General features: G+C 37.9%; 15 protein-coding genes. All 15 read left to right on the top strand.

Translation table 11 applies throughout. The features are described from left to right. Positions 1-48: 48 nt before the first annotated feature. The 15 genes from HMPREF2853_RS08965 (at position 49) to HMPREF2853_RS08895 (ending at position 17354) form a co-directional block, all read left to right on the top strand. Positions 49-2010 (top strand): peptide ABC transporter substrate-binding protein, encoded by a 1962-nt coding sequence (locus HMPREF2853_RS08965; RefSeq protein WP_083306912.1) that lies wholly within the window; start codon positions 49-51, stop codon positions 2008-2010. Between the two features lie 185 nt (positions 2011-2195). Then, complete coding sequence (locus HMPREF2853_RS08960) at positions 2196-3641, top strand: LCP family glycopolymer transferase CpsA (protein WP_070535910.1); 1446 nt, start codon at positions 2196-2198, stop codon at positions 3639-3641. A 1-nt stretch (position 3642) separates the two neighbouring features. Continuing rightward, positions 3643-4374: a capsular polysaccharide biosynthesis protein Cps4B gene (gene cps4B, locus HMPREF2853_RS08955; RefSeq protein WP_049479875.1), complete on the top strand. Its 732-nt coding sequence runs from the start codon at positions 3643-3645 to the stop codon at positions 4372-4374. Positions 4375-4382: 8 nt separating this feature from the next. After that, positions 4383-5075 (top strand): capsular polysaccharide biosynthesis protein CpsC, encoded by a 693-nt coding sequence (gene cpsC / locus HMPREF2853_RS08950; protein WP_000664125.1) that lies wholly within the window; start codon positions 4383-4385, stop codon positions 5073-5075. A 9-nt stretch (positions 5076-5084) separates the two neighbouring features. Next, a complete protein-coding gene (locus HMPREF2853_RS08945) occupies positions 5085-5777 on the top strand; it encodes a tyrosine-protein kinase (protein ID WP_001142496.1) in 693 nt (230 codons plus the stop codon). Between the two features lie 22 nt (positions 5778-5799). Then, a complete protein-coding gene (locus HMPREF2853_RS08940; RefSeq protein WP_049500992.1) occupies positions 5800-7167 on the top strand; it encodes a sugar transferase in 1368 nt (455 codons plus the stop codon). 30 nt (positions 7168-7197) lie between these two features. Further along, positions 7198-8370: a beta 1-4 rhamnosyltransferase Cps2T gene (cps2T, locus tag HMPREF2853_RS08935; protein ID WP_070535907.1), complete on the top strand. Its 1173-nt coding sequence runs from the start codon at positions 7198-7200 to the stop codon at positions 8368-8370. A 3-nt stretch (positions 8371-8373) separates the two neighbouring features. Then, complete coding sequence (locus tag HMPREF2853_RS08930) at positions 8374-9525, top strand: glycosyltransferase family 4 protein (RefSeq protein WP_070535904.1); 1152 nt, start codon at positions 8374-8376, stop codon at positions 9523-9525. Positions 9526-9533: 8 nt separating this feature from the next. Beyond that, positions 9534-10535 (top strand): glycosyltransferase, encoded by a 1002-nt coding sequence (locus HMPREF2853_RS08925; protein ID WP_070535900.1) that lies wholly within the window; start codon positions 9534-9536, stop codon positions 10533-10535. A 14-nt stretch (positions 10536-10549) separates the two neighbouring features. Next, positions 10550-11551: a receptor polysaccharide phosphotransferase WefF gene (gene wefF / locus HMPREF2853_RS08920; protein ID WP_070535896.1), complete on the top strand. Its 1002-nt coding sequence runs from the start codon at positions 10550-10552 to the stop codon at positions 11549-11551. A 33-nt stretch (positions 11552-11584) separates the two neighbouring features. Next, positions 11585-12559, top strand: coding sequence for a glycosyltransferase family 2 protein (locus tag HMPREF2853_RS08915; protein ID WP_070535893.1), 975 nt, complete (start codon positions 11585-11587; stop codon positions 12557-12559). 32 nt (positions 12560-12591) lie between these two features. Beyond that, entirely contained in the window at positions 12592-13752 is a 1161-nt protein-coding gene (locus tag HMPREF2853_RS08910) for a polysaccharide polymerase (RefSeq protein ID WP_070535890.1), read from the top strand. Continuing rightward, complete coding sequence (locus tag HMPREF2853_RS08905; RefSeq protein WP_070535886.1) at positions 13749-15161, top strand: flippase; 1413 nt, start codon at positions 13749-13751, stop codon at positions 15159-15161. The genes HMPREF2853_RS08910 and HMPREF2853_RS08905 overlap by 4 nt, the downstream gene beginning before the upstream one ends. Before the next feature lie 9 nt (positions 15162-15170). Beyond that, positions 15171-16274 (top strand): UDP-galactopyranose mutase, encoded by a 1104-nt coding sequence (glf, locus tag HMPREF2853_RS08900; protein ID WP_070535883.1) that lies wholly within the window; start codon positions 15171-15173, stop codon positions 16272-16274. Positions 16275-16301: 27 nt separating this feature from the next. Continuing rightward, positions 16302-17354 carry a glycosyltransferase gene (locus tag HMPREF2853_RS08895; protein WP_070535880.1) on the top strand — a complete coding sequence of 351 codons (1053 nt, stop codon included), beginning with the start codon at positions 16302-16304 and terminating at the stop codon, positions 17352-17354. Positions 17355-17422 lie beyond the last annotated feature (68 nt).

The following is a 17422-nucleotide window of genomic DNA, read 5'->3' as shown; positions in this document are numbered from 1 at the left end:
TTGATAAAATATGGTTATGTTATAAAAAGTGACATAAAGGAGTGAATGATGATCAAAATGAAAAAAAGACTGATTGGGACAGGTCTTGTCTTAGCGACCGGGATTTTGCTTTCGGCATGTGGACAGTCCAACACAGATACTAGCACTTATTCATCAACATTTAGTGCGAATCCAACAACTTTTAACTATCTCCTAGATTATTATGCAGATAACACTGCCGTTATTACCAATCTTGTAGATGGTTTGTTAGAAAATGACAGCTATGGGAACCTCGTACCTGCTCTTGCGGAGGATTGGTCTGTTTCATCAGATGGTTTGACCTATACCTACAAGCTTAGAAAAGATGCCAAGTGGTATACGGCTGATGGTGAGGAATACGCTTCAGTCAAAGCTCAGGATTTTGTCACTGGGATCAAATATGCCGCGGACAATAAGGGGCAAGCCATGGATCTGATCCAAAATTCAATCAAGGGATTGAATGACTATGTGACGGGTGTGACCAATGACTTTTCAACTGTCGGTGTCAAAGCCTTGGATGATTACACAGTCGAGTACACTTTGACTCGACCAGAACCGTATTGGAATTCAAAGACAACCAATAGTATTCTTTTCCCAGTCAACGAAGAGTTCTTGAAATCAAAGGATAAAGATTTTGGTACCTTGACACCAGACAGTATCCTTTATAATGGTCCATATCTGTTAAAAGATTTCACATCAAAATCTTCGATCGAATATGTGAAGAATCCACACTATTATGACCATGATAAAGTAACCATTGAAAAAGTTAAGTTAGCTTACTTTGATGGGTCAGATCAGGAGATGACCATTCGAAACTTTGAAAGTGGTGCTTACTCGATTGCAGGAGTCTATCCAAATAGTTCGAACTATGCTAAGACAAAAGAAAAATACCAAGACAATATCGTCTATAGCTTACAAGACAAGACATCATGGTACTTTAACTTTAACGTCAACCGCAAAACCTATAATCATACCGCTAAAACAACGGACGAACAAAAGAAATCTGCTCAAACAGCTATCTTAAATAAAAATTTCCGTCAAGCTATCAACTTTGGTATTGATCGAACAGCCTACTCTGCTCAATCTAACGGTGAAGAAGCAGCGAGCAAAACCCTTCGTAATACTCTAGTTCCTCCAACATTTGTCCAGGTGGGAGATAAGACCTTTGGAGAAGTAACAGCTTCTAAGCTTGTGAACTACGGAACTGAGTGGTCAGGTATCAATTTGGCAGATGCTCAAGATGCCTACTTTAACAAGGAAAAGGCCCAAGCAAAATTTGCGGAAGCTAAAAAGGAATTGGAAGCCCAAGGCGTGACTTTCCCAATCCATTTGGATGTCCCTGTTGATCAGACGAATAAAAATGCGGTCTCTGGTATGAACTCGGTCAAACAAACCCTTGAAACAGTACTAGGTTCTGACAATATCGTCATTGATGTTCAACAGCTTTCTACAGATGACTTTGGAAATGTTGCCTTCCTAGCACCAAATCCAGCAGCTCGTGACTACGACCTAAACTTTGATGGTTGGGTTGGTGATTACCAGGATCCATCAACTTATCTAGATCCCTTCAATGCTGAAACTGGCTTCTATCTCAAGATTTTTGGTCTTGATGCCAAGGAAGACCAAGAGCTCATTAAGAGTTTGGGGCTCGATATCTATACGAAACTTCTAAAAGAAGCAGATGTTGAGAATAAAGATGTCGCTAAGCGTTATGAAAAATACGCTGCAGCTCAAGCTTGGATGATTGACAATTCTCTGGTCATGTCTGCTATGTCAAATGGCGGTACAGCCTCTGTAACCAAAGTAACTCCGTTTACACGTGCCTACTCCCTAGTGGGAATCAAGGGTGACGGAAATAATTATAAGTACATGAGATTACAAAAAGACCCTGTTACCAAGAAACAATTTTATGAAGCCAAGGCTAAGTGGGAAGAAGAAAGTAAAAAAGCTATCGAAAAGAGCCAAAAAGAGTTTGAAAACCACGTAAAATAAGATGAGAACAAGGTTTCCTATTCAGGAGCCTTGTTTTTGTATCCATTAAACTAAAAACGAGTAAATGACCTAAATTTTTTTTGGGAAAAAGGTATAAATAAAAACGCTTAATTATAATGAATGAATGGCATTTATTGTTGGTTTATGATATAATGGTTTTAATTATAAAGGTTTAGGAGATTATTATGAGTAGACGCTCAAAGAGAGCTCGTTTAGGGAATGCGAAGCGAAATATTAATATATTCTTATTATCCATTTATTTTTTATTGAGTGGTTTTTTGTTGTTCTTGATTTTTAAACATAATATCCTGGCCTTTAGATATCTCAATATTCTGGCTACGATTTTAATTCTAATTTCTATTGTAATTGCAACCCTACTGATAGTTTATAAAAAAGCCGAGAAATTCACGGTTTTCTTTTTGACGCTTGCTGTACTAGTCAGTTCTGTCTCACTATTTGCACTTCATCAGTTTGTAGGGTTGACCAATCACATCAATGCGACATCAAACTATTCAGAGTATTCGATGAGTGTGGTCGTTTTAAAAGACAGTGAAATCAACAATGTTACTCAGTTGGATAGTGTAACAGGTCCGACTGAAACAGATAATGATAATATCCAAAAGTTGATGGCAGATATTAAGACGACACAGAGTAAAGACTTGACAGTTGAACAGAGTGCTTCTTATCTGGCAGCTTATAAGAGTCTGCTTTCTGGCGAAACGAAAGCAATTGTCTTAAATAGTGTTTTTGAAAACATCATCGAAGCAGAGTATCCAGATTATGCTTCGAAAATTAAAAAAATCTATACAAAAAAACTAACTAAGGATGTTGCGGCACCAAAGGTATCTAAAAATCAGACGTTTAATATTTATGTCAGTGGAATTGATACCTACGGACCGATTAGTTCAGTATCTCGTTCTGATGTGAATATTCTAATGACTGTGAATCGAGATACCAAGAAAATTCTTCTGACTACAACGCCTCGAGATTCCTATGTTCCGATTGCGGATGGAGGAAACAATCAAAAGGATAAATTGACCCACGCTGGAATCTATGGAGTGGACTCGTCAATTCATACTTTGGAAAACCTATACGGGGTTGATATCAATTACTATGTTCGTTTGAACTTCACTTCTTTCTTGAAATTGATTGACCTTTTAGGTGGCGTTGATGTCTATAATGATCAGGATTTCACTTCTTTGCATGGTAAGTACCATTTTCCTGTAGGAAATGTTCATCTAGATTCGGAACAGGCCCTTGGCTTTGTCCGCGAACGCTACTCTTTAGCAGATGGAGACCGTGATCGTGGTCGGAACCAGCAAAAGGTCATTGTTGCTATTATTCAGAAGTTGACGTCAACTGAGGCTTTAAAAAACTACGATAACATCATCAAAGGATTACAAGACTCTTTGCAAACCAATATGCCGCTAGAAACCATGATGGATTTGGTCAATACCCAGCTGGATAGTGGTGGTAAGTATAAGGTTAATTCTCAAGACTTGAAAGGAACGGGTAGAACAGATCTTCCATCCTATGCTATGCCAGATAGTAACCTCTACATGATGGAAATTGACGATAGCAGTTTAGCTGCTGCTAAAGCTGCTATCAATGATGTGATGGAGGGCAAGTAGCATGATAGATATCCATTCGCACATCGTTTTTGATGTGGATGATGGTCCAAAGTCAATAGAGGAGAGTAAAAAACTACTTAGAGAGGCCTATAGTCAAGGAGTGAGAACAATTGTTTCCACTTCGCATAGACGAAAAGGGATGTTCGAAACTCCTGAAGAAAAAATCGCAACCAACTTTCTGAAGGTGCGAGAAATGGCTAAGGAAGTTGCGGATGACTTAATCATTGCCTATGGGGCAGAAATTTACTATACGCCGGATGTTGTTGAGAAGTTAGAAAAGAAATTAATCCCAACCCTTAACGATAGTCGCTATGCTTTAATTGAATTTAGTATGAATACAGCCTATCGAGATATGCATAAGGGATTGAGTGATATTCTAATGTTAGGCATTACACCCGTCATTGCCCACATTGAACGTTACGATGCTTTAGAAAACAATGAAAAGCGCGTGCGAGAACTGATTGATATGGGATGTTATACTCAGGTTAATAGTTCTCATGTTTTGAAACCAAAACTCTTTGGAGAAACCTATAAATTTATGAAAAAGAGAGCCCAGTATTTCTTGGAACGAGATCTGGTTCACGTGATAGCAAGTGATATGCACAACTTAGATGGTAGACCTCCTCATATGGAGGAAGCCTATGATATCATTGCAAAAAAATACAGTGAAGATAAGGCTAAGGAACTTTTTAAGGATAATCCCCGAAAAATAATAATGGATCAATTGATTTAGGAGAAAAAATGAAAGAACAAAATATGATGGAAATCGATGTATTTCACTTGCTTAAAATCCTTTGGAAACGAAAATTTTTAATTGCTTTGGTGGCATTCGTGACAGGGACAGTAGCATTTGCCTACAGTAGTTTTATTGTGAAGCCGGAGTTTACGAGTACGACCCGAATTTATGTGGTCAATCGTAATCAGGGAGATAAGCCTGGCTTGACTAACCAAGACTTGCAAGCAGGATCTTACCTGGTAAAAGACTATCGTGAAATCATTCTCTCGCAAGACGTTTTAGAGAAGGTTGCGACTGATTTGAAATTAGAACTCCCTCCAAAAGGTCTTGCTAGTAAAATTAAAGTGACAGTTCCTGTTGATACACGTATTGTCTCTATCTCTGTTACTGATCGCGTACCGGAAGAAGCAAGTCGGATTGCCAACTCTTTGAGAGAGGTTGCTGCTCAAAAAATCATCAGTGTAACGCGAGTTTCAGATGTGACGACACTTGAAGAAGCACGTCCTGCAACATCGCCATCGTCTCCAAATATTCGTCGTAATACAATGGTTGGATTCCTTGTGGGAGCAGTTGCGATGGTTGTCACTGTTCTCCTTGTTGAACTCTTGGATACACGAGTGAAACGCCCAGAAGATGTTGAGGATGTTATGCAAATTGCACTCTTGGGAGTTGTTCCAAACTTGGATAAATTGAGATAGGAGAGAGAAATGCCAACGTTAGAAATTGCACACAAAAAATTGGATCAGGCAAGAAAAGCTGAAGAGTACTACAATGCGCTTCGCACCAATATTCAACTGAGTGGGAATAATTTAAAAGTAATTGCAATTACATCTGTAAAGCCTGGGGAAGGAAAATCAACAACTTCTACTAATATTGCTTGGGCTTTCGCGCGTGCGGGATATAAGACACTGTTAATCGATGCGGATATCCGTAATTCTGTCATGTCGGGTGTTTTTAAATCACGTGAAAAGATTACAGGGTTAACAGAATATTTATCAGGGACAACAGACTTATCACAAGGTTTATGCGAAACAAATGTTGAAAATTTATTTGTTATCCAGGCAGGTTCTGTATCCCCAAACCCTACAGCTTTGCTACAAAGTGAAAATTTTGCAACTATGATTGATACTCTGCATAAATACTTTGATTATATCATTGTTGATACCGCACCGATAGGAGTTGTTATTGATGCTGCAATCATTACACAGAAATGTGATGCTTCTGTTTTGGTGACTGCGGCTGGTGAAACAAATCGTCGCGATGTCCAAAAAGCTAAAGAACAACTCGAACAAACAAGTAAACCATTTCTAGGAGTAGTTCTAAATAAATTTAATACTTCAGTCGAAAAATATGGCTCCTATGGAGCATATGGAAACTATGGGAATTATGGCAAAAAATAATAAATAGCCTAGGGAAGATATTATGGAAGAAAAGGGATTGAAGATTTCTTTGGCAGTATTCCAGAGTTTTCTTGTCATTATTTTAGCTTATTTACTCAGTTTTGTTAAAGAAACAGAGATTGTATACACTTCAATGGTTATCCTATACATTCTCCATTATTTTGTCTTTTATATTAGTGATTATGGACAAGATTTTTTCAAAAGAGGGTACTTGGCTGAGTTTATCAGAATAGCGAAGTATATTATTTTCTTTGCATTGGCAATAAGTATTTCTAATTTTTTCTTGAAGGAACGCTTTAGTATTTCAAGACGAGGAATGATCTACTTTTTAACAATGCATTCCGTGTTACTATATCTATTGAATCTATGTATTAAACGCTATTGGAAACGTCTATTACCAAATTTTAAAGGGAGAAAAAAAGTTTTCTTGATTACGGCTACGTCTAGAGTAGAGAAGGTAATAGACAAACTGTTAGAATCGAGTGATTTTTTATGGGAATTAGAAGCTGTTAGTGTCTTAGATCAGCCTAATTTTCAACATGAGCACTTAAAAGTAGTACCAGTTGAAGATGTTTTAAATTTTGCAACTCATGAAGTTGTTGATGAAGTTTTTATCAATCTACCTAGTGAGGAGTATAATATTGAAGATTATATCTCTCTTTTTGAAACAATGGGAATAGATGTGACAGTCAACCTAAATGCTTTTAACGACTATTTGGGTAGTGATAAAAAAATTCGTGAAATGGCAGGTTTGAATGTTGTAACCTTTTCAACAAAATTTTACAAGCCTAGTCATGTAGTTGCAAAACGAATTGTAGATATTTGCGGAGCTATTGTTGGACTTGTTCTGTTTGCTGTAGTTAGTTTAGTATTGGTACCACTGATTCGAAGAGATGGTGGGCCGGCCATTTTTTCTCAAACGCGTATTGGAAAAAATGGTCGTCGCTTTACTTTTTATAAGTTTCGTTCTATGCGTGTAGATGCGGAAGAGATTAAACAACAGCTGATGAATCAGAATACGATGCAGGGGGGGATGTTCAAAATGGACAATGACCCACGTGTCACAACAATTGGACGCTTCATTCGTAAGACAAGTTTGGATGAGTTGCCGCAGTTTTGGAATGTACTAATTGGGGATATGAGTTTAGTAGGGACTCGTCCTCCAACTATTGATGAGTATGAAAAGTATACGCCAGAACAGAAACGTCGTCTCAGTTTTAAGCCCGGGATTACTGGTTTATGGCAGGTTAGTGGACGAAGTGAAATCAAAAATTTCGATGAAGTTGTCAAATTAGATGTAGCTTACATTGATGACTGGACAATCTGGAAAGATATTGAAATATTGTTAAAGACCGTTAAAGTGGTCTTTATGAGGGAAGGGGCGAAGTAATTTCTGCCCTTCAGTCCTGTTAGGAGAGAAATGAAACAGTCAGTTTATATCATTGGTTCAAAGGGGATTCCTGCTAAGTATGGAGGATTTGAAACCTTTGTTGAAAAATTAACCGAATATCAAAAAGACAGCAACATACAATACTATGTTGCTTGTATGCGTGAAAATTCAGCCAAGTCTGGTATTACGGAAGATCAGTTTGAGCACAATGGAGCCATTTGCTTCAACATCGATGTACCCAATATCGGACCTGCCCGCGCCATCGCTTACGATATCGCAGCGGTCAACAAGGCTATTGAATTGGCTAAGGAAAACAAGGACGAGGCTCCCATTTTTTACATTCTAGCTTGTCGCATCGGTCCTTTTATTTCTGGGCTTAAGAAAAAAATTCGTGCCATCGGAGGCCAATTGCTGGTAAATCCTGATGGTCATGAATGGTTGCGAGCAAAGTGGAGTTTACCAGTTCGTAAGTATTGGAAATTTTCAGAGCAGCTCATGGTCAAACATGCAGATTTATTGGTCTGTGACAGTAAAAATATTGAACAATATATCCAAGAGGATTATAAGCAATATCAACCAAAGACCACCTATATTGCCTATGGGACAGATACAGCTCCTTCAATCCTGAAAGCAGAAGATACCAAAGTTCGGGATTGGTATCAGGAAAAAGGAGTTAGCGAAAATGGCTATTATCTAGTAGTGGGACGATTTGTTCCTGAAAATAACTACGAAGCCATGATTCGTGAATTTATCAAGTCCAAGTCCAAAAAGGACTTTGTTCTCATCACAAATGTGGAGCAGAATAAATTTTACGACCAGTTGTTACGGGATACTGGTTTTGACAAAGATCCTAGGGTCAAATTTGTCGGTACTGTCTATGACCAAGAGTTACTCAAGTACATTCGTGAAAACGCCTTTGCCTATTTCCATGGGCATGAGGTTGGAGGAACCAACCCTTCTTTACTGGAAGCCCTAGCATCCACAAAACTAAATTTGTTGCTAGATGTTGGTTTTAACCGTGAAGTTGGTGAAGATGGGGCCATTTATTGGAAAAAAGATGAGTTGGCACGTGTCATTGAGGAAGTAGAAGGATTTGATCAGGTAGCAATAACTGACTTGGATTTCAAGTCAAGCCAAAGAATCCTCTCAGCTTTCACATGGGAAAAGATTGTGTCAGATTATGAAGAAGTGTTTAAAGGATAGGGAATGAAACGGATTTTATACTTGCATGCTGGTGCAGAAATGTATGGAGCAGATAAGGTCTTATTGGAATTGATCAAAGGATTGGATTCCAAAGAATTTGAAGCTCATGTCATCCTGCCAAATGATGGTGTTTTAGTCGAGGCCTTGCGTCAAGTTGGGGCTCAGGTCAGTGTGTTGGATTATCCGATTTTACGTAGAAAATACTTTAATCCTAAGGGCATTGCCGACTATATTCGCTCTTATAATTTCTATGCTAAGCAAATCGCCCTCTATGCTCGAGAACACAGTATAGATATGGTTCACAATAATACAGCGGCTGTTTTGGAGGGCATCTATTTGAAACGCAAGCTCAAGCTGCCTTTGATTTGGCATGTTCATGAGATTATCGTCAAACCCAAAGCTATTTCTGACTTTATCAATATGCTCATGGGACGATATGCAGACAAGATTGTGACGGTGTCTCAAGCGGTTGCCAATCATATCAAGCAGTCTCCCTTTATCAAAGAGAGCCAAGTGAAAGTGATTTATAACGGTGTGGATAATACTGTCTATTACCCAATGGATGCGTCTTCTATTCGTGAAAAATTTGATATTGCTCAAGATGCACTTGTGATTGGCATGATTGGTCGGGTCAATGCTATCAAAGGACAAAATGATTTCATAGAAGCAGTCGAGCCACTTTTGGAAAAGAATGAGAAAGCGGTGGCTTTCCTAGCTGGAGGTGTTTTTCCTGGTGAAGAATGGCGCTTAGAAGAACTAGATAATAGAATAGCTTCTTCATCTGTTGTGTCACAAATTCATCGTATTGATTACTACGATAAGACTTCTGAACTTTATAATATGTTTGATATCTTTGTCTTACCAAGTATAAAACCTGATTCCCTACCTACAGTAGTCCTAGAAGCCATGGCTTGTTCAAAACCAGTTGTTGGTTATAACAATGGGGGAATAGCTGAAATGGTAGTAGATGATAAAAGTGGTTGCTTAGTCAAACCAAATCGTCCTCAAGAACTTTCTAATGCCATTTCTCTCTTACTAGATAGTTCTGAAAAAAGAGAAAAATTTGGGCGAGTAGGATATCAGAGACAAAAAGAGCTGTTTTCTTTGGAGAGTTACATCAAGAACTTCTCGGAATTTTATGATAATTTACAATAAGGGGTATAATGGAAAATTTAATCATTTTAGACAGTGAGCTGCAAAAAAAGAATGAAGAGCATTATCAATCTCTTCATGGCGGGAGCCGAGTAGTTTATACCAACTATGAAAGTCCACTCATAAGAAGAGTACGTAATTTCAAATACATCGGTAGTGCTTTGTATCATTTTTTAATGTGGAAAATGTCCTATGATTATGCTCGGAAATTCATAAAATATGATGTCAAGAAAATTATTTGTGTAAATCCTCTTGTAGGGATCTTTTTAGGAATTTTAAATAAAAGTGGCAAGGAAATTACATTAGCAGGATTTTTGTTTGAGAATAAGAAAAATAAAATCTATTATTATTTACGAAAGCAACTTGTGAAAAAGTCTTTCCAGAATATCGGAAATATCATAGTCTATGGTTCAAAAGAAATTCATTATTATTCGGAACTCTTTCCAGAATTTCAGGAGAAATTTAAATTTATTCATTACGGCTTAGATTATGATAATCAACTAACTTATCAAGGTTCTTTACCAACTAAGTATATCTTTTCAGGTGGAGGTAGTAACCGAGATTATGAGACTTTAGTCAAGGCAGTGGAGACTTCAAACCTTTCAATGCCGTGTGTGATTGCAACTCAGCCATGGAGAGTTCCTACGCATGGTTCAAACATTCAAGTTTTATCTGATGTAGTAGTAGAAACCTTTGGAGATGTATTAGCTAAGTCTGATTTCCTTGTCCTATCGTTAAAAGATATTGATTTATCCGCTGGTCATATGGTTATGCTTCAAGCAATGTCTTTAGGAGTTCCTATCATTGTAAATGATATTCCTTCTGTTCGAGACTATGTTAATGAATCGCTAGTGACTTTCTATCCGTCAGGTGACTTTGAAAAACTAGCACAAATTATAGAAGATTTTGATCCTTCAGTTGATGAGTTGCTTCAAAAGGTTGCGAAGGCAAAGAACCTATATTTTGAGCAATATACGTCTATTAAATTGATGGAAAGACTGTTAGATTTTTAAATAGGAGAGACTGAATGGTAGAAAAAATTGATTTTGTTGTTACCTGGGTTGATGGTAATGATCCGGTTTGGAGAAAAAAGAAAGCACAGTACGATGGAACAATTAATACCTCTAAGGAAAGCATGAATTCGGATAAGGCTTATCGTGAATGGGGAACCTTTAAATACTGGTTTAGAGGGGTAGAAAAATTTGCCCCTTGGGTCAATAAGGTTTATCTTGTGACTGATCAGCAAAAACCCTCTTGGTTAGAGTTAAATAGCGATAAATTGGTGTTGGTAGATCATACAGAGATTATCTGCAATGACTATCTACCAGTTTTTTCTGCCAATCCTATCGAAAGCAATATCCATCGGATTCCAGGTCTTTCTGAGTGCTTTGTGTTCTTTAACGATGATGTTTATCTCACAGCTCCAGTTGAACCGACAGATTTCTTTTCAGATGATGGTTTACCAAAGTATGTTACGGCTTTAGCTCCTGTTACAACGGAGAGATATGGCACTGGCCATTTCCAAATGAATGATATGGGAATTATAACAACACATTTTACTCGTGAGGAAATTTTAAAGAATGGCAAATTCTTCTCAATTAAACAAGGTGTTAAAGGTATTGCTAAATCTTTATTGTATAGACACAGCAAATTTATTTGTGGTTTTTGGGAAAATCATTTAACGCATCCACTCTTAAAGTCAACAATGGAATTGGTATGGGAAAAGGAAAAAGATGTCTTAGAAAAAACATCTGCTAGTCGCTTTAGAAGTCCATCTGATACCAATGTTTGGCTCTTTAAGTATTGGCAGATTGCTAGTGGTCAATATGCAATTGGAAATCCTAAGTTAGGCGGTCTCTTTTCATTAGATAATGCTGGGCCAGATTTTTGGAAACTTCTAAATTCTAGGAAATATAAGGTTATGTGTATTAATGACGGTTTTAATGTCCAAAATGAAAATCAGGTGATGGATGACTTTATTAAAGCTATGAATCAACTTTTCCCAGATAAAAGTTCATTTGAGATTTAAATATCTAACTGAGTAAGAGAAAGAAAAGAAAATATGATTTCAGTAATTGTACCTATTTATAATGTAGAGGACTACCTTCATTATGCTATGGAAAGCTTGGTCAATCAAACCTATAAAGATTTTGAAGTTATCTTAGTTGATGATGGTTCCACGGATGATTCTGGGAAACTGTGCGATCAGTATGCAAGTGAGTATGATTGGGTATCGGCCTATCATAAAGAAAATGGTGGCTTGTCTGATGCTAGAAACTATGGTTTCGCAAAAGCTAAAGGGGAATGGATTGTTTTCCTAGATCCAGATGATTATTTTGAGCCTTGTGCACTTGAACTTTTGGTGGAACTTCAAAAACGTACAGGTGCTCGTATTGTCGCAGGAAAAGGTAAGGATACTTACGAACATGATTCCTACCAAAACTATCAATTAAATGACGAATTGTTATCGAAAGCTACCCTTCTTTCTTCTGAAGAAACTTTAATAGAGATGCTCTATGGTACAATTGCCACGATCTCTGCTTGGGCTAAACTCTTTCCCAGAGATATCGTAGAAAAATACCCCTATCCAAAAGGGAAAATCTATGAAGACTTATATGTTATCAGTGACTACTTGAAAGAAGTAGAATCAGTTTGTGTGATTGATTTAGGTATCTATCATTATTATCGTAGACCAAACAGTATTACCTTATCAAACTTCAATAGTAAGCACTATGATTTTTATGATTCTATGGATCATTTGGCAGAAGTTGTCCAGAAGGACTATTCTGCCAATACAGAACTTGATGATGCTGTCATCGCCCGTTTGTTCATCGGTAGTCTCCACATTTTCATCTTAATCTCAGATTCTTCCAAAAGGGAAATCCTTCGTATTCAAAGAAAGATCCGACCTCATCTAGGAAGAGTATTGAAGAATAAGCGGATTAACTTGAAAAATAAGGCGATCTATGTGATGTTAACATTGGCTCCAGGTCTGTATTATCGTTTTAAAAAATTAAAAAAAGCCTCAATGAAATAAAAGAGGTTAGAGATTAAAAAAGGAAAAAGAAAATGTTAAAGATAGAACGCGATAAATTGCTCGTGACAGCAGTTTTATTTGTGATAATTTCTATAGATATGATAAACACTTCAATGTTAGCACCTGTATTACCTAGTATACCTAATTTTGTTCCTTTCTTTGCAATCATGTTACTAGCTGTGCGTTTTTTATATATTCGTAGCTATTCTTTGAGTTTTTTAATATTTGCACCTACCCTCATTTTAGTTGGAAGTATGGTTTATTATAAGGCAGGAAACTTAAATGGTTTAATGTTTTTGCTGTTGATTGTTTTTCTTTATAAAGCAGATTTAGAGTCGATACTTAAAATTTATACTTGGACGAGTTTATCTTTTATAGTGTTTATTATTTTACTATCGTTAGTCAATGTTATTCCTAATTTACAGTTTGTTCAAACTCGCCCCGTGGGAGTGGTTGTACGTAACTCTTTTGGTTTTATCTATCCAACCGACTTTGCCTCTCATTGTTTCTATCTCTTTACTGCCCTTTCCTATCTCCTTAGAAAGAAGTTTATCTTCCTAAGAACCCTATCAGGTGTAGCCTTGGCGGCCTTTATTATTTATTATTGCGATGCCCGTTTAAATGCAGGCTCCATCTTAGCAGCAACAGGAATTTTTCTATACTTTTATTATCGTAACAAGACGGAATGGCGTTTATTTTCCCTACTGCCTTTTTCGGCTGGTATCGCTTCTTCGGTCATGATTTATCTATCCAACAAGTTTAGTTGGTCTCATCCAATATATGTTTCTCTGAATAACTTTTTCGGCATGCGATTGTATTTGGGACATGAAGCGCTTAAGAAATATGGCGTACAGTTATTTGGAATTCGTGGAATTTCCTTTGTTGGATATGGAGGAAAGACAGAAACGGTTTTGAACTATGACTATGTAGATTCGTCTTATGTACAAATGTTATTTACTTACGGTTTGATTCCAGTTGTTATGTTGGTATGCCTATACATGGTTCAGTCTTGGGCTCTCTATCGTAGGAAGAACTATTTATTGTTAACCTGCCTGGCCTTAGTAACAGTCAACTGTATGTTTGAGGCCTTCTGGGTTCGCCCGTCTTATAATATTTTTATGTTTACTCTATTTGCAACCTTGCCAGTTATTGAATTTGAATCGAAGAAATCTACAACGAGGAACTCCTTGTGAAAGTATTAAAAAATTATTTATATAATCTTTCTTATCAGCTGTTAGTAATCGTTTTACCAGTCATTACTACACCCTATATTACTCGGGTTTTCTCCTCGGATGATTTGGGGTCATACGGATACTATAATTCTATCGTGACTTATTTTATCCTACTGGCGACGCTGGGAGTAGCCAATTATGGGACAAAGGAAATTTCCGGCCATCGTAAGGAAGTCGAAAAGACCTTCTGGGGTATTTACAGTTTACAAGTCCTTTCAACCTGTTTAGCAGTTACGCTTTATATCATTGTCTGCTTACTTGTGCCGTCGATGAACAATCCAATTGCCTATATACTTGGCTTTAGTTTGCTGTCTCGTGGTTTTGATATTTCTTGGCTTTTTCAAGGGTTAGAAGATTTCAAAAAAATCACAGCTCGTAACACAATGGTCAAACTTCTAGGTGTTGTTTCGATATTCCTATTTGTTAAGAAACCATCCGACTTGTACTTGTATATCATCCTCTTGGTTGCCTATGATCTACTAGGTCAGTTGAGTATGTGGCTTCCTGCTCGGGAGCACATTCGCAAGCCGCATTTGGATATAGCCTATGCCAAAGAGCATATCAAACCAGTCATTCTCTTGTTTCTGCCACAGATTGCCATTTCACTCTACATCACGCTAGATCGCACCATGTTGGGTGCCTTGTCTTCGACCAAGGATGTCGGGATCTATGATCAAGCCTTGAAATTATTGAATATTTTGTTGACTTTGGTAACGTCGCTTGGTAGTGTTATGTTGCCTCGGGTCTCCAATCTCCTCTCATCAGGTAATCAAAAGGCGGTTAACAAGTTACATGAAATGTCTTTCTTAGTGTATAACTTGGTTATCTTCCCGATGATTGCGGGGATTTTAATTGTTAACAAAGATTTTGTCAATTTTTTCCTGGGGCAAGACTTCCAAGATGCTCGCTATGCGATTGCCATCATGGTCTTTAGAATGTTCTTTATTGGCTGGACTAACATAATGGGCATCCAGATTTTGATACCTCATAATCGCAATCGTGAATTTATGCTATCAACAACCATTCCAGCTGTTTTTAGTGTTGGCTTGAATCTCCTCTTGATCCCGCCTCTGGGATATATTGGGGCGTCAATCGTATCTGTTGTGACTGAAGGTTTGGTCTGGCTGATCCAACTCTACTTTACACGTTCGTATCTAAAAGAGGTTAAGATCCGTCCATCTATGCTAAAAATATTTTTAGCTGCTCTCTTGATGTACGGCGCCTTGTATTCTGTAAAAACTTTCATACACTTCTCGTCTGTTGTGAATGTCTTGATATATGCTGCCCTTGGCTTCCTAGTCTATGGTGGCTTGGTTTTGGTCTTACGTGTCTTGGATTTTCAAGAACTAAAAAGTGTTTTAAAGAAATAAGGAGATTTTATGTACGATTATTTGATTGTCGGTGCTGGCTTGTCAGGTGCAATCTTTGCCTACGAAGCTAACAAACGTGGCAAGAAGGTGAAGGTGATTGATAAACGAGAACATATTGGTGGGAATATCTATTGCCAATCTGTTGAAGGAATCAATGTCCACAAGTATGGGGCTCATATCTTCCATACATCTAATAAAAAGGTCTGGGACTATGTCAATCAGTTTGCGGAGTTTAACAATTACATCAATTCTCCTATTGCCAACTATCAAGGACATCTTTACAATCTGCCTTTTAACATGAATACTTTCTATGCTTTGTGGGGGACAAAGACACCCCAAGAAGTCAAGGACAAAATTGCTGAGCAGACGACACACATGCAAGATGTTGAGCCAAAAAACTTAGAGGAACAAGCCATTAAGTTGATTGGTACGGATGTTTATCAAAAGTTAATCAAGGGTTACACCGAAAAGCAATGGGGGCGTTCTGCTACTGAACTACCACCCTTTATCATCAAGCGTTTACCAGTTCGATTGACTTATGACAATAATTATTTCAACGACCGTTACCAAGGGATTCCAATTGGTGGTTACAATGTCATCATCGAAAAGTTGTTGGAAGGAATCGAAGTAGAGCTTAATACAGATTTCTTTGCTGATCGGGAGAACTTGGAGGCTTCAGCAACTAAGATTGTCTTCACAGGGATGATTGACCAGTTCTTTGACTACAAGTTTGGTGAACTTGAGTATCGCAGTCTCCGTTTTGAGCATGAGATTCTGGATCAAGAAAATTATCAAGGAAATGCTGTAGTCAACTATACTGAACGTGATATTCCTTATACGCGTATCATCGAACACAAACATTTTGAGTTTGGGACTCAGGACAAGACGGTTATTACTCGAGAATATCCAGCAGATTGGAAAAGAGGAGATGAACCTTACTATCCAATCAATGATGCCAAAAACAATGCTATTTATGAGCAGTATCTAGCAGAAGCTGAGAAAAATGGCCACGTTATCTTCTGTGGTCGCTTGGCAGATTATAAATACTATGATATGCACGTGACTGTTGAACGCGCATTGGATGTGGTAGAAGAAGAACTAGGGTGTATCTAAGAACGTCACAGATAAAGGGGAGAAAAGGTGAAATATTATCTGAAAGATTCATTTCTGCATAATGCACACGAAAAGAATGCAGGGAGTAAGGCACGAAATGACGTGGAAACTATTCTAATCTCAGAGGGTTATGAGGGCTTGGAGCTCAAGGTTGAGAATTGGTATAAGATGAATTTCTTTAAAGCTCAACAACACAAATATCGTGCGACCAAGTCTGTGTTTGATCAGTTGGGAATCGGAGATGAATTGGTGATTCAGTTCCCTATTATCCACCATACATTTTTCATCTCACAACTCATCAAGCAGGCGCAAAAAAGAGGAGCAAAATTCTATCTGTTGATCCATGATATTGAAACCTTGCGTCATGCAGCAGGTTCGGAAGTGAAATTCCGTCATAAAGTGCGCAATTACTTCCAGGAAAAGAAAGCTTTGATGTCAGTGGATGGTATTATCGTTCATAACGATATCATGAAGAAAGTTCTGGTAGGTCAAGGAGTGCCAGCAGATAAAATGGTTAGCTTGGAAATTTTTGACTACCTGATTCCTAACTTTGAGGTACAAGCTCTTCCTCAAAAAGACCAACCTATTATCGTAGCTGGAAATTTGAACCCTGCAAAGTCAGGCTATCTTTATAACTTGCCAGAACATCCAGCCTATAACTTGTATGGGGTTGGTTACGATGAAAGTCGTGCCTTAGAAAATACTACTTACTTTGGCTCCTTTATGCCAGATGATCTTCCAGCTGCTCTTGAAGGTAGTTTTGGTTTGGTCTGGGACGGAGACAGCTCAGAAACCTGCCAAGGTTCTTATGGAAACTACCTACGCTTTAACAACTCGCACAAGGCCTCTCTCTACTTAGCTTCAGGTTTTCCCCTAATAGTTTGGAAAGAGTCGGCTCTCGCGCATTTTGTACTGGATAAACAGTGTGGTCTAGCAGTTGATTCTTTACACGACCTCCAAAAAGTACTAGACGGTTTGACACTTCAAGACTACAAGGAACTTTCAGAACAGGCTAGGAAAGTTGGAGTTGCTCTTCGAGACGGAGCCTATTTAAAAGCTGCCTTATCCAAATTGAAGTAAATTCCTTAAGGAATTTGGGACAAAATGAAATAGAATATAGGATAGGTAATTAGCTAGAAAGGAAGCCT

The organism is Streptococcus sp. HMSC077F03 (assembly GCF_001812375.1).
GTDB lineage: Bacteria > Bacillota > Bacilli > Lactobacillales > Streptococcaceae > Streptococcus > Streptococcus oralis_S.
This window is presented reverse-complemented; position numbering and strand designations above follow the sequence as displayed.